A 20,186-nucleotide genomic window follows, 5' to 3' on the forward strand; every position below is an offset into this window, starting at 1 on the left:
TGAGGTGCGTCCTCGCCCAGTCCGCCAGTTCGTCGAGGACCGGCATCAGTGACTGGCCTGCCTCGGTCAGCTGATATGTGACCGATACGGGCGGTCCCTCGCAGACTTCCCGCGTCACGAGACCGGCCCCGGCCAGTTCGACGAGACGGTCGGAGAGCACCGAATCGCTGATGCTCCCGACCGAACGTCGCAGCCCGGAGAACGTCGCCGGGCCCGACATCAGTGTCGCCAGAATGACGCCGTTCCAGCGCTTGCCCAGGAACGTGAACGCCTTCGCGAGCGCGCCGTCGCACGCGCGCGGATCGTGCTGTTCGACGCCTGAGCTCATACCTCGACCTTAGCAAGGTGCTAGCATCAAACTGTCAACTAGTTTTTTACTAGTAACACCTTTGTTGCTAGTCGCTGAGAGGGAAGCAACCATGAGCTCAGACGTACAGACCCGACCGGAACTGGATGAGGCGGGTCGCGCGCTGCTGTTCAGCGAGGCACGCACGGCCAACAGTTTCGCATCCACCCCGGTGACCGACGAGGAACTCGCCCAGATCTGGGACCTCGCGAAGTGGGCACCGACCGCGGCGAACACCCAGCCCCTGCGGATCGTTTTCGCCCGGACCGACGAGGGTCGCGCGCGACTGCTGCCGCACATGAGCGAGGGCAACAAGGCGAAGACCGAGTCGGCGCCCGCGGTCGCCATCCTGGCCGTCGACACCCAGTTCCACGACCACATTCCGGCGTTGCTGCCGTTCCGGCCGGAGTTGCGCGACGTCTTCGAAGGCGACGAGAAGATGCGCGAGCGAACTGGCGATTTCAACGGTGCACTGCAGGCGGGCTACTTCATTCTCGCCGTCCGATCCCTCGGCCTGGCCGCAGGCCCGATGGCCGGTTTCGACGCCGCCGGAATCGACGCCGAGTTCTTCCCCGACGGCCGCTTCCGTTCCATTCTGGTCGTCAACATCGGGCACCCCGGGGAGAACCCGTGGTTCGATCGGCTCCCCCGCCTGGACCCGGCCGACACCGTGTCCTGGGTCTGACTACTCGTCGGAACTCTCACGACGGTGCGTCCCGCGCCGACCGGATCGAGGGCTGGGATCGACGGTCACCTCGTCCGTGTCGGCGAAGACGAGACGTCCGTCGTCGAGCGCGATCGCCCATCGATGCGCCGGCGCCCACTCGTGCCCTGCGCCACCGGGCTCGGTGAGTGCCGCGTAGTCCTCGACAACCTCACCGGTCGCGTCGGCCTCGGCCTTCCTGCGGACCAGCACCCGCGTGCCGACGGTCAGCTCGGGACCGGGCTCCGACCTGTCATCGCTTGTGTCGCCCATCGTGCACCTCTTCGTTCGGCGAACCTGCTCAGGAGCATATGCACCTACGGCCGCCGGGGCGACCCGAGCAGCGCAATTCGGATGCAGGTGTTACTTACGCCTACAGGCACTTTGACTGCGAAATGCATGCGGATAGATGAATTCTGTGCCGCCGGTAGTCAACATGGAGTGAACGGTCCTTCCGTATCCGTGGGAGGCCTGAGGTGACGAGGAGCGTGCCCACCGTGGACCAGGAGAATGTGAGCGCCACCCTGACCGTCGCCGTGCCCGCCGCCAGTGTGTTCACGGTGCTGACCGACCCGAGAACCCATTCCGCGATCGACGGCACCGGCTGGGTGCAGGAAGCCGCCGACCGGGCGCCGCTGACCGAGGTGGGGCAGGTCTTCCGGATGGACATGTACCACCCCAACCATCCGAACGGGAACTACCGGGTGGCCAACCAGATCCTGGTACTCGACCCACCGCGCGCCATCGGCTGGCGCACCGGGGAGGAGAAGAACGACGGCCATCTGGAGTTCGGCGGCTGGGGCTGGCGCTACGACCTCGTGCCGCTCGGCCCGTCCGAAACCGCGATCACGCTCACCTACGACTGGTCGCCGGTGCCGCAGCGCATCCGGGAGTATCTCCACTTCCCGCCGTTCGGTCCCGAGCATCTCACCAACTCACTCCAGCACCTGGCCGAGCTCGCGGCACCGCCGTCGACGACATAGAACACGTGTCAGATCTATCGCCCGCGACGGCTCCCGCTGTAGCATTCGGGGATGAGTCGAGTAGGTAGCTACAGTGACGATGACGTGGCAGGTTGGCTGTCGATCTCACCCGAACTGGGTGGTGCGCTCGGCGCCTTCACGGACGCGGTGTACAACCGGAACCGGTTACCGTTACGGGTGCGGGAGATCGCACGGATGGCGGTCGCGGAGGCCAACGAGTGTGCCGTGTGCCTCGGCACCCGCGACAGCAGTGGCGCCGACGCGGGCATCGACGAACACTTCTACGATCACGTCCTCGAATGGGAGTCGTGGCCCGGGTACAGCGCGGAGGAGCGGACAGCGGCGGAGTTCGCGCACCGGTTCGCCACCGATCACACGGCGCTGCGCGAGGACGAGGACTTCTGGGCGCGGTGTCACGAGCATTTCACCGACGAGATCCTGACCGACCTGGCGTTGTCGTGCGCGTTGTGGCTGGGAACGGGCCGGGTGCTGCGGGTGCTCGACATCGGTCAGGCGTGCAAGCTCACGCTCTGAGCGTGCCGGTTCTCATTCCCATTCTCGCTGCGGCAGGACGTCCTCCATCAGCCTGCGCAACGCGGGGTTCCGGCTGTCCGAGCGCCAGGCGGCGTTCATCTGGACGGGCCGGTCGCGGATCGCGGAGACCGGCCGGAACACGACCCCTTCCGGGTGCATCGTCTGCGCGGATTCCGGGACGAGGGCCATGCCCAGCCCGGACCGGACGAGCACCAGCATGGTGTGCACCTGCGTGACGTACTGGACGTAGCGCGGGGAGGCACCGACGATCGTGAACGTGCTGATGAGCAGTTCGTGGAAATACCGCGCATCGACGGGCGAATACATGACGACGGGCTGGTCGTCGAAATCCTCCACCGCCAACTCGTCGGCGTGGGCGAGGGGGTGACCCGCGGGCAGCGCGGCGACGAGGCGTTCGTGGTGGATGGGCCGGGTGTCGATGCCGGGCCGGGTGAGGATGGGGCGGATCAGCCCGAGGTCCAGTTCACCGCTGATCAGCGATTCGATCTGCACCGACGTGACCATCTCCCGCAGAACGATTTTCACGTCCGGCAGCCGGTCGCGGGCGGCCTCGAGCAACCTCGGCAGCACCGCGTGCGCGGACGCGCCGGTGAACCCGACGACGACGGTGCCGAGATCACCGGCGGGCACCCGGCGGACCGTCAGGGCGGCACTCTCCGACAGACTCAGAATGCGCCGGGCGTCGGGCAGGAACGCCGCGCCGGCGGCGGTGAGGGTGACGGATCGGCTGGTGCGGTCGATCAACTGCACCCCGAGTTCGCTTTCGAGTTGCTGGATCTGACGGCTCAGCGGCGGCTGCGTCATGTGCAGGCGCTCCGCGGCGCGACCGAAATGCAGTTCCTCCGCGACGGCGATGAAACACGACAGCCGTGCGAGGGAGAACATTCGATCCACTCCTTTGCCTCGAGGTGGAACTCAATGTAGTCCACGCGGAAGGCGCCGACCGCGTGGGCGGTCGGCGCCTTCCGGTGCCCCGGCTACCAGCGCGGGCAGGTGTTCTCGAACGTGGGATCCACCGACTTCATGTACCCCGTGTCGTCGCGGTCGCGCACGCCGCAGTCGAGGTACTGCTGGTGCAGCGCGGCGAGGGCGTCCTCGTCGATCTCGACACCGAGACCCGGCGTCGTCGGCACCGCGACCGCGCCGTCGACGAACTTCAGCACACCCGGCTCGACGACGTCCTCGGTCTTCCACGGCCAGTGCGTGTCACACGCGTACGTGAGGTTCGGGGTGGCGCCTGCGAGGTGCACCATCGCGGCCAGGCTGATGCCGAGATGCGAGTTCGAGTGCATCGACAGGCCCAGGCCGAAGTTGTCGCAGATCCCGGCGAGCAGCCGCGACCGTTGCAGGCCACCCCAGTAGTGGTGGTCCGACAGCACGACCTGCACCGAATCCTTCAGCACCGCAGGCTTGAGCTGATCGAACGCGACGACGCACATGTTCGTGGCCAGCGGCATCTTCGCCTCACGCGCGACCTCGGCCATGCCGTCGAGACCGGGTGTGGGGTCCTCGAGGTATTCGACGATGCCGTCGAGTTCCGACGCCACCCGGATCGACGTGTCGACGGTCCACGCGGCGTTGGGGTCGAGGCGCAGCGGCAGGTCGGGGAACGCGGCCCGCAGCGCCTTGATGCCGGCGATCTCCTCGTCCGGGGAGAACACGCCGCCCTTGACCTTGACGGCCTCGAAGCCGTACTCGCCGATCATCTTCTGCGCCTGGCGAACCAGACCGTCGGGGTCGACGGCCTCGCCCCATTCGTCGTGCTCGGCGCCGGGATGCCCGGCCCACTTGTAGAACAGATAGGCACTGAACGGGACGGCGTCGCGCACCTTGCCGCCGAGAAGATCTGACACCGGCCTGCCGAGCGCCTTGCCCTGCACATCGAGGCACGCCACCTCGAACGGGGAGAACACGCGGTCGGTGGTGCTGGCCGTGGTGATCATGCCGGCGACACCGTCGCCGCCCGTGACGGTCAGCGTGGCGATCCTTTCGTCGATCGCCGCACGGATCGCGTTGAGCGCGAACACGTCCAGCCCGACGATCGCCTCGGCGGCCGCCTCGAGCCGGAGCAGGTGGGCCGTGTCGGCGTAGGTTTCACCGAGTCCGACGAGACCACCGTCCGTGTCGAGTTGGATGATCGCGCGCAGCGCGTAGGGCTGGTGCACGCCGACGGTGTTGAGGAGCGGCGGATCGACGAACGCGACGGGCGTGATCCGCGCGCCGGTGATCCGGATCGGTGCGGCAGTCATCAGACCGCCGCTTGCACGGCGAGAGCATCGGCGAGAACGGCCCGGCCGGCTGCGGTGATCCGAGTGAGCTCACGCACGTGCACCTCGCTCGTCGCGACGAGCGGCGGCCGCACGGGCCCGGCGTCGATACCCTCCATCGCGACACCCGACTTGATCAGCGACACGGCGTATCCGGGCACCTGGTCGCGCAGGCGCACCAGGGGGTGGAAGAAGTCGCGGAGCAGTGCGTCGGTGAGTTCCTGGTTGCCGGATTCGAGGGCGTCGTAGAAGCCGAGCGCGAGTTCCGGTGCGAAGGCGAACGTGGCGGACGAGTACAGCGTGACACCGATCGCGCGGTACGCCTGCTGCGTGACCTCGGCGGTCGGCATGCCGTTGAAGAACAGGAACGGCTTACCGGACGGGGCGAGCGCGTCCTTCACCGCACGGACGATGCGGCCCACCTTGTCGAGATCGCCGGTGCCGTCCTTGAAACCGATGACGGTCGGGAACTGCGCGACCTCCACGGCGGCCGCTTCGTCGAAGCGGGCGTTGCCGCGGTTGTACACGACGAGCGGCAGGTCGGTGGTGTCGGCGACCGCGCGGGTGTATTCCACCAGCCCGGCCTGCGGCATCGTCACCAGGTACGGCGGGAGCAGCAGGATGCCGTCGGCGCCGTTGACCTTCGCGCTGGCCGCGAACTCCTTGGCCTGCTGCACAGAGCCGCCTGCGCCGGCGAAGACGGGGACCCGTCCGGCGACGACCTCGGTGGCCCTGGCGACGATCCTGCCGAACTCCTCCAGCCCGAGGGCATGGAATTCGCCTGTGCCGCAGGCGATGAAGACGCCACCGGGGCCGGCGTCGACACCCTTGGCGACGTGCTCGGCGAGCCGGTCGTAGTCGACGTCGCCGGATGCTGTGAACGGGGTGACGGGGAAGAACAGGACGCCGTCGAGCATGGGGAACTCCTTCACGAGGGAAAAATCAGGCTTGAGTGAGTCGGCCGTCGATGCGACGCCACAACTGGTCGGGGTTGCCGTCGGCGATGGCGGCGGGGAGAAGCGAGCTCGGAACATCCTGATAGGCAACGGGTCGCAGGAAGCGTTCGATGGCAAGCGAACCCACGGACGTGGTGCGCGAGTCGGACGTCGCAGGGTGCGGACCACCGTGCACCATCGCGTGGCCGACCTCGACCCCGGGGGGCCAGCCGTTGAACAGGATTCGCCCGGCCTTGAGCTCGAGGACGGGCAGCAGGCGGCCTGCCTCGCCGAGGTCGGCGTCGTCGACGTGGACGGTCGCGGTCAGCTGGCCTTCCAGCTTCGCCGCGACGGCGCGCACCTGCTCGGCGTCGCGGCATCGGACGATCAGGCTGGACGAGCCGAACACCTCCTGCTGCAACACCTCCGAGCCCAGGAACGTGTCGGCGTCCGCGCTGAACAGCGCTGCCCGGCCGGTGTTGGGTGCGTCGGTTTCGGTGCCGCGGGCCTCCACGGTCGCGGCTCCGCTGAGCGCGGTGACGCCGTCGGCGTAGCAGCCGGCGATGTTCGGGGTGAGCATCGGGGTGGGCGTGCTCTCGGCGACCGCGGCGCGCGCGGACTCGACGAACGAGGTGAGTCCGGGACCGTCGACCGCGATGACGAGACCGGGATTGGTGCAAAACTGTCCGGATCCGAGGGTCAGCGACCCGACGAAGGCGCGACCGAGTTCGGCGCCGCGGGTGGTGAGCGCGTTCTCGAGAAGGAACACCGGGTTGATCGAACTCATCTCCGCGTACACCGGGATCGGTTCCGGGCGTCCCGCGGCTGCGGTGACCAGAGCGGTTCCGCCGGAACGGGATCCGGTGAAGCCGACGGCCTTGATGCGCGGATCCGTGACCAGTGCCGTGCCGAGCCCGCGGCCCGAGCCGAACAGCAAGGAGAACGTCCCTGCAGGCATGCCGGTGCTCGCGACGGCGTCGGCGATGGCGCGGCCGACGAGTTCGGACGTGCCGGGGTGCGCATCGTGGGCCTTCACGACGACGGGGCAGCCGGCCGCCAGTGCGGAGGCGGTGTCGCCGCCGGCGACGGAGAACGCGAGGGGGAAGTTGCTGGCACCGAACACCGCGACCGGTCCGAGTGGGACCTTCCGCTGGCGGATGTCGGCACGCGGCAACGGGGTTCGGTCGGGCAGCGCGGGATCGATGCGGGCACCGTTCCAGCCGCCGTCGCGCAGGACGCCGGCGAACAGCCGCAGCTGTCCGGAGGTGCGTCCCACCTCGCCGGTGACGCGGCCCTGGGGAAGTCCGGACTCGGCGCACACCCGGGCGATCAGCGTCTCGCCGAGCGCCTCGATGTTGTCGGCGATCGTCTCGAGGAACCTGGCGCGCTCCTCGGACGTCGTGGCGCGGTACGGCGCGAACGCCTCGGCGGCGGCGGCGCAGGCGGCGTCGACGTCCCGGTCGTCACCGTGCGCGAAGCCGGGCCCGAGCTGGTGGCCGGTGGCGGGGTCGATGCCGTGGATGGTCGTGCCGGAACCCTGCACGGGGTTGCCCGCGATGATCATCTGTCCGGTCACGTCGGTCCGGTTCACCGTTGCTGTCATGATGCGATCCTCGAATTCTCGTCTGCGTTTCGTATGGTCCGGTGACGGGTCATTTGGTGGCCAGGGTGGTGTTTTCGGACGCCACCTCGGCGACGTCCGCGACTTCGTCGATGTCTTCCTTGTCGCGCCGGAAGTACGTCACCGCCGCGGCGGCGGCCAGGGCGAAGAGGGACAGCACGATCAGGCCCATCGTCACCGTGCCGGTCTGCTCCTTGATGACACCGAAGCCGAACGGGGCCACGAAGCCACCCAGGTTGCCGAGCGAGTTGATGATCGCGATCGCCGGTGCCAGCACCATCGGGTGGAGCGTGCGCTGCGGAATGGACCAGAACAGCGGGCTCGCGCTCTTGAAGCCCATCGTCGCCAGGCACAGCAGCGGCAGTGCCAGCCAAGGGGTGACGAACGCGGCGGCCATCGTGCCGATACCGCCGATGAGCAGCGCGGCGACGAGGTAGGGCTTGTGCCGTCCGGTGCGGTCGGCGGAGCGGTTGGAGAAGTACATCGCGAAGATCGCGCAGATCCACGGGAGCGAGGACAGCAGCCCGACGGTGACGTCGGTGGTGCCCGGGATGCGGCGGATGATCGACGGCAGCCAGAACGTGTTGGCGTAGATCGCCATGGTGATCGCGAAGAAGATGCCGCAGCACACCAGGATCCGTGGCTGCAGGAGCAGCTTCCAGCGCGAACCCGACTCGCCACGCGTCGCGGACGCCTCGCTGCGCAGCACGTCCTCCTCGGCGATGACGGCCTGCAGGTCGTGCTTCTCCGCGCCGGTGAGCCACTTCGCGTCGTCGATCTTCGAGTCGAGCAGGCGGTAGGCGACGCACCCGACGACCACGGACAGCAGGCCCTCGAGGGCGAACATCCACTGCCAGCCGTGGTGCCCACCGAGTCCGTCGAGGGACAGCAGCGGTCCGGACATCGGTCCGGAGATGGCGGCCGCGATCGACGAACCGGCGATGAACAGGGCGGTGGCCCGGCTGCGGTGGTTGTTCGGCAGCCAGCGGGTGAAGTAGAAGATGATGGCCGGGAAGAAGCCGGCCTCGGCGACACCGAGCAGGAACCGCAGCGCATAGAACATCTCGGGGCCGTTGACGAACGCCATGGCCGCGGACACGAGGCCCCACGAGATCATGATCCGGGTGAGCCACACCTTGGCGCCGAACTTCTCCATGAGTACGTTCGACGGCAGTTCGAAGATCGCGTACGCGATGAAGAAGACACCCGCTCCGAACCCGTACGCCGCGGCTCCGATGCCCACATCCGCTTCGAGGTGGGTCTGGGCGTAGCCGATATTCGATCGGTTGAGCTGGTTGCAGATCAACATCACGATGAACAGCGGCACGACGCGGCGGAAGATCTTGGAGACCGCACTGTCGACTGCCGGCGAGACGGCGAGGGGGAGGGTCACCGGTGACTCCTCTCTCTGGATTCGGGTGGGTGACGAAGTTGGGGACTCCGATCACGCCCCGATCCGGAAGCGTGACCTGAGTCATAGGAATCACGCTAGAGGGACGGTCGATACATGTCCAAGTCAAAAATTCTTGTCATCGATACCGAAGTTGCATCGACTCGGGTGGTGCTAGTTTCCGTACCGTGAGCGCCGACGCAGTCACCTTCGAGTTCGTCCACACCACCCGCGAATTCTTCCCTCAGCTGCAACGATGGCTCCGCGAACCGCACGTCGCGCGGTTCTGGAACCACGAGACCGCGGACGCGGACATCGAGCGCGATTTCGGCGGCAGCATCGACGGAACCGAACCCTGCGAGGACTTCCTCGTGCTGCGAGGCGGCGTGCCGTTCGGCTTCATCCAGCGGTACCGGATCGCCGACTATCCCGAGGACCTCGCACTCCTCACCGCCCTCGTCGAGATCCCCGCGGGCAGCATCTCCATCGACTACTTCGTCGGCGACCCCGGGCGGATCGGCCAGGGGCTGGGAACCGCGATGATCCGGGCATTCGTCGACAAGTGCCGCGCCGATCTGCCGGACGCCACCGCGATCGTCGTCCCCGTCGTCGTCCCCAACCGGGCGTCGTGGCGGGCGCTGGAGAAGGCCGGCTTCCGACGCGTCGGCGAGGGCTACCTCCCACCCGACAATCCGATCGATGACGGAAGCCACTACATCAGCCGACTCGACCTGCTTGAATGAGAAGATGTGCAGGTGGATGGCATACTCCGGCGATCCGATCCTCGTCGAGGACCTCCTCTTCCGGCCTGTCCACTCCCTGATCGACCAGAGCCTGCACTCCCGCATGGGTGCGACCACCACGAACGGTGACGGGTTCGGCATCGGCTGGTACGGGGACGGCCCTACGCCGGCCCTGTTCAAATGCATCGAACCCGCCTGGAACGAACGCAACCTGCAGGAGATCTCCCATCAGATCCGGACGCCACTGTTCTTCGCGCACGTGCGCGCATCGACGGGAACTCCCGTGCAGCGCAGCAACTGTCACCCGTTCCGGCACGGCAATTGGCTGTGGATGCACAACGGCGCACTACGCGGATTCACCGAGATGAAGCGCGATCTGGCCCTGGCCGTCGACCCGAGTCTCTACCCGCAGATCGACGGATCGACCGACTCCGAGACACTGTTCTTCCTCGCCCTGACGTTCGGTCTCACCGACGACCCGTTCGCCGCCGTCGCCCGCGCCGTCGGGTTCGTGGAGGACGTCGGCGCCCGGCACGGGGTCGAGAACCCGGTGCAGGCGACGATCGCGACCACCGACGGCGTCTCCGTCTGGGTGTTCCGGTACTCCACCGAACAGCAGACACGGTCGCTGTTCTTCTCCACCGCGATGGACAAGGTGCGCGCCCTGCACCCCGAGGTGGAGGTGTTGCACGAACTGGGCGACGAGACCCGGTTCGTGGTGTCCGAACCGCTGCGCGACCTCGAGGGCGCGTGGCAGGAGGTGCCCGAGTCCCATGCCGGGGTCATCCGCCCCGGCGACGACGAGATCCGGCCGTTTCTGCCCGTCCCACCCGGCCGCTGAGTCTGCGTCCCACACTCCTCACTGCGTGCGGGACGCCCGGCGAGCGCGCACTGCGCTCCAGAACAACTCGAGCGCTACCGCGAGCACCACGATCCCGATCATGGCCACGAACGTCTCCGGGGCGGTCAGCAGCGTCTGCATGGCGAAGACGACGAGAACGACCACGGTCAACACGATTCCGGCGACGAGGATGCCTGCACGGGAATCCGTTTCGTGACGGAGCCGGTACGCCGCGATCGACGTCACGAGAAAGATTGCGAGCGCCACGGCGCTGCCGAGGGAGGCGATGGCGGTGAGATCCACCAAATTCGCCAGCAGCAGGATCAGCACGACCGAGATGGTCAACCCGCGTGTGCCTCCGACCCATGCTCGACTACCGAACACCGGTGGAAAGGTTCCGGATTCGGCGAGTTTGGCGGTGGAGCCGGCCGCTGCGTAGACGTTGGCATTGACCGAGGAGGAGGTGGCCAGCAGCGCCGCGAGGGCCATGATCGCGAAACCGGCGTCACCGAGAGCAGGTTGGGCCGCCACGGCGAGGGCCGTATCGCCGTTGTCGATGACCTCCTGCACGGTCAGGGTTCCGAAGACTCCGAGGGAGATCAGCACGTACAGGAGGATCGTGACACCCAAGGCCAGATACATCGCGCGAGGCAGGTTGCGGCTCGGGTCGGGAAGGTCGCCGCCGGTGAAACTGATGACGGTGAAGCCCAGGTAGGCGAAGAAGGTCAGCGCCACGCTGCCGACGATATCCACCGTCGGCGGGTAGGTGGACGGTGCCAGCAGGCTTGGGTCGAGTTGAGCGAGAGTGACGACGACGAAGACGGCGAACACCGCGAGGAGGATCACCACGATCGCGGTCTGGACGCGGTCGATGAACTTGGTGCCTGCGATGTTGATCGCCGCCACGAGAACGACCACGGCGGACGTGAGGATGCGGCTCCACACGCCGGAATCGTCGAAGAACAGTGCGGCGCCGTAACTCCCGAACGAGACGGCGACCATGGCGGTGACGATGAGCGCCGCGAAGTAGAGCAGCCATGAGGTGATCGCGGTGATGTGCCCGCGGCCGTACCCCTGCAGCAAGAATGTCACGATGCCGCCCGAGGACGGGTAGCGCGCCCCCAACTTCGCGATGGCGTAACCCTGCAAGGTGGCCACCACTCCGGCCAGCAGGAACGAGAGCCACACCGCGGAGCCGGCCACGGCCCCGGCTTCCCCGAGGAGGGCGAAGATGCCGGCTCCGACCATCGAGCCGACACCGAGGAACGCGGCGCCGCGCACCGTCATGGCCTGGGCGCCCGCGGGGCCACCCTGGCCGGCGTCACGTCCGCCGACGGGTTCACGGGCCATGTCGTCCATGTCTTTCATGGTGCAACCGCCACATCTGCAATGGGCCGAGATCGGTCCTATCAGTCCATTTTCCAACAGAACCGCGCCGATATCGCCCTCGTTACCGAATCGGAAATCGCATTTCATCAGAATTTTGCTGCGGTTTCGGTCCGGGCAGGCGCACAATTCGATTTGGCGGGTCTTTACGCGCCCCGTAGGAGGTGGACCGTGGCGATGCGGTGCCGATCGAGCGGAGTGCCCTGAGCAACCGTCGTCATGTGGTCGTGGACGTGGCGAGTTCGTAATGCGAATTCGGTTTCTTTGCCTTGAATTTCGGGTGGCTGTCGAAGATCTCCTCATTCACCGGAGGGCTCGATGACATCGATCGTGCATCCGACGCCGTTCACCGGCGACGACTACGCCGCCCGGATGACGCGGGTCGTTCACGACGCCGTCGCCGCGGGCCTGGACGGCATCCTCGTCACCCCGGGACCGGATCTGGTGTGGCTGACGGCGTACCGGCCGACCGCGATCACCGAACGACTCACGATGCTGGTGCTGCGCCCGTACCGGCAACCGATCATGGTGGTGCCCGCGCTCGAACGACCCGATGCCGAAGGCGCCGACGGTACGGCCGCGGTGTCGCTCGTCGAGTGGTCCGACGGCACGGATCCATACCAGGTGGCCGGCGCACTGCTCGACCCCACAGGTAGATACGGCGTCTCCGACTCCGCCTGGGCGATACACCTGCTGGGCCTGCAACGACAGCTGCCGCGCTCGTCGTATGTGGCGCTGACCGACGGGATGCCCATGTTGCGTGCCGTCAAGGACGCCGCCGAACTGGCTCGGCTGACCGCGGCCGGCGCCGCCGCCGATGCGGTCTACGAGCAGATCGTGCAGACACGTTTCGCCGGCCGGCGAGAAAACGAGGTCGCAGCAGAACTTGCCGGATTACTGCGCCGATTCGGGCACGAGCAGGTCGATTTCACCGTCGTCGGGTCCGGGCCCAACGGCGCCAATCCGCACCACGAGGCCGGTGACCGGACGATCGAACGCGGTGACACCGTCGTCCTGGACTTCGGTGGCCTGATGTTCGGCTACGGCTCGGACACGTCCCGCACGGTCGCGGTGGGCGAGCCGACACCCGAAGTGCGGCAGGTGCACGACATCGTCCGGCAGGCACAGCAAGCGGCAGTCGAAGCCGTCCGACCCGGGATCAGCTGTCAGCAGATCGACCGGGTGGCGCGGTCGGTGATCAGCGACGCCGGCTACGGCGAGCAGTTCATTCATCGCACCGGACACGGAATCGGGGTCACCACCCACGAACCGCCGTACATCGTCGAGGGCGAGGAACAGCTTCTCGTCCCCGGCATGTGCTTCTCGATAGAACCGGGCATCTACCTCGCAGGCAGGTTCGGAATCCGCATCGAAGACATCGTCACCGTCACCGAAGACGGCGGACGCCGCCTGAACAACACCAGCCACGACCTGCGGGTCGTCGACTAGGAGGGCAGTGGGATGACACGCAGCAGCGACAGGTGGATGTCATGAGCGCACCGGACATACCCGCCGACCAGCCGCCTGCCCAGGCCGAGGCCCGCACCCGCGGCCCGGCGGGGAACTGGATTTCCTGGCTGGCCCTGGCGTTGATGACCACCAGTTCGGTGGCGAGCCTTCGCCCGTCGCCGACGATGGCCGTGTACGGCCTGGCGTGCGTGTTCCTGTATCTCATCCCCGCGCTGGTGTTTCTGCTACCGACATCGCTGGTGTCGGCCGAGCTGGCATCGGGATGGGAAGGCGGCGTCTACAACTGGGTCTCCCTCGGGATCTCCAAGCCGATGGGATTCCTGGCGGTATGGTGCCAGTTCGCGATGACGATCTTCTACTATCCGAGTCTGCTCGGATACGTCGCAAGCACGCTCGCCTACGTCATCAACCCGGCCCTCGCGAACAACGGGGTGTGGACCGCGATAGTCATCATGGTGACCTACTGGTCCGGGGTCTACATCTCCTCGCGGGGAACGAAGGGTGTGGCAGGTCTTTCCAGCGCCGGCCTGATCATCGGCACCCTGGTTCCCGGTGTACTGCTGGTGATTCTGGGAACGGTCTTTCTCGGCCAGGGTAATGCCTCCGCCGCGCCGATGACCGCCGACCACCTGCTGCCTGCGTGGGCAGGTCTGGCCAGCCTCGTGTTGATCGTCAACAACTTCCTCTCCTACTCCGGCATGGAGATGAATGCGGTGCACGTGTCGTCCCTGCGGAATCCCGCCAAGGAATTCCCGAAGGCGATGTTCCTGGCCATGGGCCTGGTCCTGGCGATCTTCATCCTCCCCGCGTTGGCGATCAGCTGGGTGGTCCCGGCCGAACAGCTGTCCCTCACCGCCGGGGTGATGCAGGCATTCGACGCGGTCTTCGCGGAATTCGGCTGGCAATGGCTCACACCGGTGATCGGAATCATGCTGGTGACGGCGTCGCTCGGTGGCATGTTGACCTGGCTCGCCGGCCCGTCCAAGGGCTTGGTGCTCATCTCCCGGCAGGAAGGGTATCTGCCGCCGTTCCTGCAGCGGGTCAACAAGCACGGCGTGCAGCAGAACATTCTGGTCACGCAGGGCCTGGTCACCACCGTGATCGCCCTGCTCTACGCGTTCATCCCCGACGTATCGAGCGCGTACTGGATCTTCTCGGTGATCACCACGCAGGTGTACCTGATCATGTACCTGCTGATGTTCGTCGCCGCGGTTCAGTTGCGCCGCAAGGCCCCCGACCACCCGCGCGGATACCGGGCACCGATGCTGGCCGGATTGTGCGGGGTCGGGTTCGCCGCCTCACTCGCCGCGCTCCTCATCGGTTTCATCCCGCCGTCGCAGTTCAGCTCCGGCAACGCCGGCGTGTACGTCCTCATCGTCGGCGCGGGCGCACTCGGCCTCGGCCTCCTCGTGCCCTACCTGTTCTACCGGTCCCGGAAGCCCTCGTGGAAGCAACCCGAGGAGAGCGAGTCATGACCACCGCGAAGGAATCCTCGAGCCGGCGCGACCGCATGATCATCTACGGTCTCGTCACCTTCATCATCGTGGTCCTCACGATCATCGCCCTGCTCCTCTTCCCCTACGTCTCGTCGAACCGGGAAGCCGACGACAAGGCAGATCAGCTCATCGCGGCCCTCGACCAGGCCGGCGCCCGCACACCGTCGCACGACCAGATCGTCGGGGTGCTCGGGGACGACGGCGGCGCGATCTGCGCCAACCCGAACGCACCCCTCGCCAGGGCCACGCTGCTGTCCCAGATGGCCAACGGGTCCGGCGGACCGGGCACCCGGCCAGTCATCGTCGACGAGCGGGTGGTCCAGGGAGAACTGTTGATCATCCAGATCTACTGCCCCGAGAACCTCGCCGAATTCCAGCAGTTCGTCGGCGACCTCGCGACCAGCGACGTGGCAGGTGAGTGAGCGATGAACCTGAGAGAACGCATCAGCGATCTGATGCCGCAGGCGCGAGAAGAACTGACCCAACTCGTCGCCATGCAGTCGGTGGCCGACCCCCGCCGGTACCCTCCCGAGGAATGCCACCGTGCGGCGGAATGGGTGCGGGCGAAATTCGCGCAGCACGGCTTCACCGACGCCAGTCTGGAGGAGACGTCGGACGGAAGCCTCGCCGTGGTCGGGTCACGACCGTCCCCGAATCCGCACGCCCCCACCGTGCTGCTCTACGCCCACTACGACGTCCAACCTCCGCTCGACGACACCGCCTGGGAAACACCACCATTCCAGCTCACCGAGCGGGACGGACGCTGGTACGGACGCGGCACCGCCGACTGCAAAGGCAACATCCTCGTCCACCTGACGGCGCTGCGAGCCCTCGGCGCCGAACTCCCCGTCCACCTGAAAATCGTCGTCGAGGGGTCCGAGGAGCAGGGCACCGGCGGTCTGGAGAACTTCGTCCGCGAACACGCCGATCTCCTGCGCGCCGACGCGATTCTCGTGTGCGACACCGGTAACGCCGATGTAGGCGTGCCGGCCGCGACCATCAGCCTGCGCGGGATGGTCACCGTCGTCGTCACCGTCGAAGCACTCACGTCCGATCTGCACTCCGGCATGTTCGGCGGCGCCGCCCCGGATGCCCTGGCCGCGTTGATCGCGATGCTGGCAACGCTGCGAGACGCCAAGGGCAACACCACCGTCAAAGGTCTGGACAACACCCAGACCTGGACCGGAGAACTCTACCCACCGGAACAGTTCCGCACCGACGCCGGCATGCTCGACACCGAAACGTTTCTCGGCGACGGCACCGTCTCCGACATGCTGTGGGCGCGTCCGGCGCTGACCGTCCTCGGCATCGACTGCCCGCCGGTGGTCGGATCGGCGGCCGCCATCGCACCGCGGGCACGCGCCCGCCTGAACCTGCGGATACCACCCGGACTCGAACTTGCACAGGCGCAGCGAGCGCTGATCGACCATCTGCACTCCGCAGCGCCGTGGGGGGTGGCCGTCGACGTCGCGGTCGAGGCCTCGGGGGCGCCGTACCGGACCCGCACCGACGGACCTGCCTACCGGGCCCTCGGTGCGGCCATGGAGGAGGCCTACGGCCGGCCCATGGTGATGCTGGGTCAGGGCGGCTCCATTCCGTTGTGCAACGTTCTCGCCGACACGTACCCCGAGGCCGAGATCATCTTGATGGGCGTCGAGGAACCCCGGGCGCTGATCCATGCCCCCAACGAAAGTGTCGACCCCTCGGAAATCGCGGCGATGTCGCTGGTCGAAGCCCGGTTCCTTCAGAACTACGCGAGCACCCGCTCATGACGCCCGCAGCGGGTCCGGCCCGCACCTCACCGCAACTGGGCGCAGCGGTTCTCCTCGTCACCGTCGGTGTGCTCGAGATTCTGCAGGGTCTGTCTGCCGTGTCCAAGGACGAGGTGTTCGTCGTCGAGGCCGGCTACACGTACGAATTCGACGTCACCTCGTGGGGGTGGACCCACATCGTGTTCGGGGCGCTGGTCGCCGCGGCGGGTGTCGCCCTGCTCGCCGGGGTGGCGTGGGCCCGGGGCGCGGCGTTCGTGATCTGCGGGCTGTCGATCGTCGTCAACTTCCTGTGGCTGCCGTACTACCCGATGTGGGCGATCACCCTCATCGCGCTCGACGCGGTCGTGATCTGGGCGGTGGCGGCCTGGCATCCCGCTAGGGTCTGAGCTCCGCCCGCTCGGCCCGCCACTGGCTCGGGCTGACGCCGAACCGGCCGCGGAACCACCGGGAGAAGTTGCTCGGCGCCGAGAACGCCAGCATGTCCGCGATCTCGGTGAGGTTCAGCCGCGGGTTCGCGACCATCCGTTCGGCGAGTTCGGTGCGGGTGGCGTCGAGGACGGTGGAGAACGACTCCCCGCTCTCGGTGAGGCGCCGGTGCACGGTTCTCCGGTCGACCCCCAGGCTGCGGGCCACCTGCTCGACGGAGCAGCGGCCGGTGGGCAGCAGAAGTTCGATCAACTCGCGGACCCGGCTCACGATCGTCACGTCGTCCGACGGCTCCCACGACTCCAGTAGTTGCTGGGTGTAGGGGCGGAGCAGCGGATCGGACATCTTGTTCGGCGCGTTCAGGTCGCCGGCCTCCAGGACGATGCCCGCGAACTCGTGGTCGAAGTTCATCGCAGGCCCGAACAACCGGCGATGCGTCGCGGCGTCGGCCGGCGCCGGGTGCGGAAAGCAGACGGCGAGCGGTTTCCAGCCGCCGCCGAGGAAGCCACGCAACAGCCGGTGCAGCACCCCGACCGCCAGTTCCACCGACTGCCGGACGTCGGTGGCCTCTCCCACGTCGAGTTCGATTCGCAGGGTCACCAGCCCGCCACGCTCCGACATCCGGGTCCGCAACGCTTCGTTGTAGGTGTGCTCGTAGCGGGTGAGGACGCGCAGGGCGCTGCGGACGTCGGGTTCCTCGCGGACGACGAGGCTGAGCGGTCCGAGGTTGGAGAACTGCCTGCGTTCGGCGAGGCGAACCCCGAAATCCGCGTATCCGGATCCGTCGGCCGACTGCTCGAGCAGCCGCGCGATCGCCGCGGCAGGGATCCAGCGGTCCTGCAGGCCGAGCCCGGACGGGTCGAGGCCGGCGGCGCGCAGCAGCGGTGCCGGCTCGAGTCCGAGCGACCGGCACAGTTCCACGTACCCGTTCAGCGACGCGTAGCGCGCGAGGGGTTTCACGACCCCTCCCTGCCCTGTCCCGACTCCTGGCCGTGTCCCGAAATGATAGGCCTCCTGTCCCGTCAGGATAAGCATACGACCGCATGCGGCCCTACTGTTAGGTGCATCACAAAGAGGCGGCGCCGCGGCACCGGATCACCCCGGACGCCCGACCGCGAGCAGTTCAGCAGCGGAACCGCGCCGATCATCACGTCGAAGAGGAGAATTACTGTGGCACAGGCTGTTCGGTTCTACGAGCACGGCGCACCCGAGGTCATGCAGTGGGAGTCCGTCGAGGTCGGAGAACCCGGCCCGCACGGAGTCCGGATCCGCCACGAGGCGGTCGGCCTGAACTTCGCCGACACCTACTTCCGCACCGGCCTCTACCCGGCCGAGTTGCCCGCCGGCATGGGCGTCGAGGGCGCCGGTGTGATCGAGGCCGTCGGCACCGGAGTGACCCACGTGCAGGTCGGCGACCGCGTCACCTACACGGGCAGCCCGCTCGGCGCCTACAGCACCGAACGCGTGATGCCCGCCGCCCCGCTCATTGCACTGCCCTCCGCGATCGGCTTCGACACGGCCGCCGCGATGACGATGCGCGGACTCACGTCAGCCTACCTGCTGCGCCGCATCGCCCCGCTGAAGGCCGGCGACACCGTGCTGCTCCACGCCGCCGCCGGTGGCGTCGGACTCATCTTCACCCAGTGGGCGAAGCTGCTGGGCGTCAACGTGATCGGCACGGTCTCCACCGACGAGAAGGCCGCGATCGCCCGCGCCCACGGCTGCGAGCACGTCATCGTCTACACCCGTGAGAACGTCGCCGAACGGGTCCGCGAGATCACCGGCGGCGCCGGCGTTCCCGTCGTCTACGACAGCATCGGCCAGTCCACGTTCGAGACTTCGCTCGACTGCCTCTCCCGGCGCGGACTGCTCGTGTGCTTCGGCACGGCGTCGGGACCGATTCCGCCGATCAACGCGATGCAGTTGGCCGTCAAGGGTTCGCTGTTCGTCACCCGGCCGGCGCTCGCCGACTACATCGCGGACCCGGCGGAACGCGCCGAACTCGCCGGTGAACTGTTCGGCCACGTCGAGGCGGGCCGGATCCGCATCGAGATCAACCAGAGCTACGGACTCGAGGACGCCGTCCAGGCGCACCGCGACCTCGAATCCGGCACCAGCATCGGCTCCTCGGTGTTCCGGCTCTGAGCCGCGCCACCCCTCACCACGACGGAGACACCAACATGAACGACACCGCGCAACTGACGTACTCGCCCGAGCAGAACGCGATCCTCTCCCCCTCCGGTTCGTTCCGGCTGACGCCGATGACCTGCTCGCTCGGCGCCGAGTTGTTCGGCGTGAACCTCGGCGACGTCTCTCGCGACGACGCCCTGTTCGCCGAACTCCGGGAACTGCTGCTCGAGTACAAAGTTCTGTTCTTCCGCGACCAGGACATGAGCCGGGCCGAGCACGTGGCGCTCGCCGAGCGTTTCGGGCCGCTCGAGGATCATCCCGTCGCGGGCAGCGACCCCGAGCATCCCGGGCTGGTGCGGATCTACAAGGACCTCGACAGCCCGGCCGAGCATTACGAGAACGCCTTCCACTGCGACGCCACCTGGCGTGAGAACCCGCCCATGGGGTGCGTGCTCCGGGCCGTCGAGACGCCCCCGGTCGGCGGCGACACCATCTGGGTGAACATGGCGCTGGCCTACGAGAAACTCCCCGACCGGGTGAAGGAGCAGATCGACGGACTGCGCGCCCGGCACAGCATCGAGGCCTCGTTCGGCGCGGCCCAGACGCTGGAGCAGCGGCACGCGCTGCACGATCGTTTCCCCGACGCCGAGCACCCCGTGGTGCGCACGCACCCGGACACCGGCGAAAAGATCCTGTTCGTCAATTCTTTCGCGACCCACTTCGTCAATTACCACACCCCGGACAACATCCGGTACGGCATCGACTACGCGCCCGGCAGCAGCAACCTGCTCAACTACCTGATCAGCCAGGCCTCGATCCCCGAATACCAGGTGCGGTGGCGGTGGACCCCGAACAGCGTTGCGATCTGGGACAACCGGTCCACACAGCACTACGCCGTCCAGGACTACTGGCCCGCCGTCCGCAAGATGGAACGCGCCGGAATCGTCGGCGACCGCCCCTTCTGAAATTTCCCTTAGTCATCAGTTCCGATTTCGAAACGGAGAACACCCATGCATTTCCACGACGACGCCCTCTTCCCCGAAACCCAGGAGAAGCTGGTCATCACGTGCGCCCCGTACGGTCCCGAGTGGGAGCCGGACGACTTCCGCGAGGACCTGCCGC

At 67.3% G+C, this 20,186-nt stretch carries 21 protein-coding genes and 1 pseudogene; 13 read left to right on the forward strand and 9 right to left on the reverse strand.

What is annotated here, in order from left to right; genetic code table 11:
- Positions 1-328, reverse strand: a 328-nt coding sequence (locus tag MLGJGCBP_RS05740; RefSeq protein ID WP_160094400.1) for a winged helix-turn-helix transcriptional regulator, incomplete at its 3' end; no start/stop codon positions are given.
- A 91-nt stretch (positions 329-419) separates the two neighbouring features.
- On the opposite strand from MLGJGCBP_RS05740, the gene MLGJGCBP_RS05745 reads away from it, so the two are divergent.
- A complete protein-coding gene (locus tag MLGJGCBP_RS05745; RefSeq protein ID WP_160094401.1) occupies positions 420-1,031 on the forward strand; it encodes a malonic semialdehyde reductase in 612 nt (203 codons plus the stop codon).
- Here MLGJGCBP_RS05745 and MLGJGCBP_RS05750 read toward each other — a convergent pair whose 3' ends face one another.
- Positions 1,032-1,322, reverse strand: a complete 291-nt coding sequence (locus tag MLGJGCBP_RS05750; protein WP_087556743.1) for a hypothetical protein — start codon at positions 1,320-1,322, stop codon at positions 1,032-1,034.
- Positions 1,323-1,546: 224 nt separating this feature from the next.
- Here MLGJGCBP_RS05750 and MLGJGCBP_RS05755 point away from each other — a divergent pair, with 224 nt between their 5' ends.
- Positions 1,547-2,032 (forward strand): SRPBCC family protein, encoded by a 486-nt coding sequence (locus tag MLGJGCBP_RS05755; protein ID WP_201452974.1) that lies wholly within the window; start codon positions 1,547-1,549, stop codon positions 2,030-2,032.
- A gap of 51 nt (positions 2,033-2,083) precedes the next feature.
- Entirely contained in the window at positions 2,084-2,566 is a 483-nt protein-coding gene (locus MLGJGCBP_RS05760; protein WP_087556741.1) for a carboxymuconolactone decarboxylase family protein, read from the forward strand.
- 12 nt (positions 2,567-2,578) lie between these two features.
- On the opposite strand, the gene MLGJGCBP_RS05765 is transcribed toward MLGJGCBP_RS05760, so the two are convergent.
- The 5 genes from MLGJGCBP_RS05765 to MLGJGCBP_RS05785 form a co-directional block, all read right to left on the reverse strand.
- Entirely contained in the window at positions 2,579-3,472 is an 894-nt protein-coding gene (locus MLGJGCBP_RS05765; protein ID WP_160094403.1) for a LysR substrate-binding domain-containing protein, read from the reverse strand.
- A 92-nt stretch (positions 3,473-3,564) separates the two neighbouring features.
- Positions 3,565-4,836: a glucarate dehydratase family protein gene (locus MLGJGCBP_RS05770; RefSeq protein ID WP_160094404.1), complete on the reverse strand. Its 1,272-nt coding sequence runs from the start codon at positions 4,834-4,836 to the stop codon at positions 3,565-3,567.
- The gene (locus MLGJGCBP_RS05775; RefSeq protein ID WP_160094405.1) at positions 4,836-5,771 is read right to left on the reverse strand and encodes a 5-dehydro-4-deoxyglucarate dehydratase; all 936 of its coding nucleotides are present in this window, start codon (positions 5,769-5,771) and stop codon (positions 4,836-4,838) included. Before MLGJGCBP_RS05775 ends, MLGJGCBP_RS05770 begins: the two co-directional genes overlap by 1 nt.
- A gap of 25 nt (positions 5,772-5,796) precedes the next feature.
- Complete coding sequence (locus MLGJGCBP_RS05780) at positions 5,797-7,392, reverse strand: aldehyde dehydrogenase (NADP(+)) (protein WP_160094406.1); 1,596 nt, start codon at positions 7,390-7,392, stop codon at positions 5,797-5,799.
- Between the two features lie 49 nt (positions 7,393-7,441).
- The gene (locus tag MLGJGCBP_RS05785) at positions 7,442-8,803 is read right to left on the reverse strand and encodes an MFS transporter (protein ID WP_160094407.1); all 1,362 of its coding nucleotides are present in this window, start codon (positions 8,801-8,803) and stop codon (positions 7,442-7,444) included.
- Positions 8,804-8,988: 185 nt separating this feature from the next.
- Here MLGJGCBP_RS05785 and MLGJGCBP_RS05790 point away from each other — a divergent pair, with 185 nt between their 5' ends.
- Both MLGJGCBP_RS05790 and MLGJGCBP_RS05795 read left to right on the forward strand, forming a co-directional pair.
- Positions 8,989-9,543 carry a GNAT family N-acetyltransferase gene (locus MLGJGCBP_RS05790; RefSeq protein ID WP_160094408.1) on the forward strand — a complete coding sequence of 185 codons (555 nt, stop codon included), beginning with the start codon at positions 8,989-8,991 and terminating at the stop codon, positions 9,541-9,543.
- A 16-nt stretch (positions 9,544-9,559) separates the two neighbouring features.
- Complete coding sequence (locus MLGJGCBP_RS05795) at positions 9,560-10,384, forward strand: class II glutamine amidotransferase (RefSeq protein ID WP_160094409.1); 825 nt, start codon at positions 9,560-9,562, stop codon at positions 10,382-10,384.
- Positions 10,385-10,402: 18 nt separating this feature from the next.
- Here MLGJGCBP_RS05795 and MLGJGCBP_RS05800 read toward each other — a convergent pair whose 3' ends face one another.
- A complete protein-coding gene (locus MLGJGCBP_RS05800) occupies positions 10,403-11,752 on the reverse strand; it encodes an APC family permease (RefSeq protein ID WP_160094410.1) in 1,350 nt (449 codons plus the stop codon).
- A gap of 336 nt (positions 11,753-12,088) precedes the next feature.
- Between MLGJGCBP_RS05800 and MLGJGCBP_RS05805 the strand changes: the two genes are divergently transcribed.
- From MLGJGCBP_RS05805 to MLGJGCBP_RS05825, 5 genes are read left to right on the forward strand one after another with little or no spacing between them, the layout of a single operon-like run.
- The gene (locus MLGJGCBP_RS05805; protein ID WP_160094411.1) at positions 12,089-13,219 is read left to right on the forward strand and encodes an aminopeptidase P family protein; all 1,131 of its coding nucleotides are present in this window, start codon (positions 12,089-12,091) and stop codon (positions 13,217-13,219) included.
- 41 nt (positions 13,220-13,260) lie between these two features.
- Complete coding sequence (locus MLGJGCBP_RS05810) at positions 13,261-14,715, forward strand: APC family permease (RefSeq protein ID WP_160094412.1); 1,455 nt, start codon at positions 13,261-13,263, stop codon at positions 14,713-14,715.
- A complete protein-coding gene (locus MLGJGCBP_RS05815; protein ID WP_087556731.1) occupies positions 14,712-15,158 on the forward strand; it encodes a hypothetical protein in 447 nt (148 codons plus the stop codon). Before MLGJGCBP_RS05810 ends, MLGJGCBP_RS05815 begins: the two co-directional genes overlap by 4 nt.
- A gap of 3 nt (positions 15,159-15,161) precedes the next feature.
- Complete coding sequence (locus MLGJGCBP_RS05820) at positions 15,162-16,508, forward strand: dipeptidase (RefSeq protein ID WP_160094413.1); 1,347 nt, start codon at positions 15,162-15,164, stop codon at positions 16,506-16,508.
- Complete coding sequence (locus MLGJGCBP_RS05825; RefSeq protein ID WP_160094414.1) at positions 16,505-16,894, forward strand: DUF7144 family membrane protein; 390 nt, start codon at positions 16,505-16,507, stop codon at positions 16,892-16,894. Before MLGJGCBP_RS05820 ends, MLGJGCBP_RS05825 begins: the two co-directional genes overlap by 4 nt.
- Here the strand turns inward: MLGJGCBP_RS05825 and MLGJGCBP_RS05830 are convergent.
- Positions 16,884-17,894 (reverse strand): AraC family transcriptional regulator, encoded by a 1,011-nt coding sequence (locus MLGJGCBP_RS05830; RefSeq protein WP_160094415.1) that lies wholly within the window; start codon positions 17,892-17,894, stop codon positions 16,884-16,886. The two genes, MLGJGCBP_RS05825 and MLGJGCBP_RS05830, sit on opposite strands and share 11 nt — an antisense overlap.
- A 210-nt stretch (positions 17,895-18,104) precedes the next feature.
- Here MLGJGCBP_RS05830 and MLGJGCBP_RS05835 point away from each other — a divergent pair, with 210 nt between their 5' ends.
- The 3 genes and pseudogenes from MLGJGCBP_RS05835 to MLGJGCBP_RS05845 form a co-directional block, all read left to right on the forward strand.
- A complete protein-coding gene (locus tag MLGJGCBP_RS05835) occupies positions 18,105-19,079 on the forward strand; it encodes a quinone oxidoreductase family protein (RefSeq protein WP_087556723.1) in 975 nt (324 codons plus the stop codon).
- A gap of 35 nt (positions 19,080-19,114) precedes the next feature.
- Entirely contained in the window at positions 19,115-20,029 is a 915-nt protein-coding gene (locus tag MLGJGCBP_RS05840; RefSeq protein ID WP_160094416.1) for a TauD/TfdA dioxygenase family protein, read from the forward strand.
- A 45-nt stretch (positions 20,030-20,074) separates the two neighbouring features.
- Positions 20,075-20,186 (forward strand): annotated as a pseudogene (locus tag MLGJGCBP_RS05845) (3-keto-5-aminohexanoate cleavage protein); the annotation flags it as partial.

It is taken from the genome of Rhodococcus sp. T7, assembly GCF_009872365.1.
Classification (GTDB): domain Bacteria; phylum Actinomycetota; class Actinomycetes; order Mycobacteriales; family Mycobacteriaceae; genus Rhodococcus_F.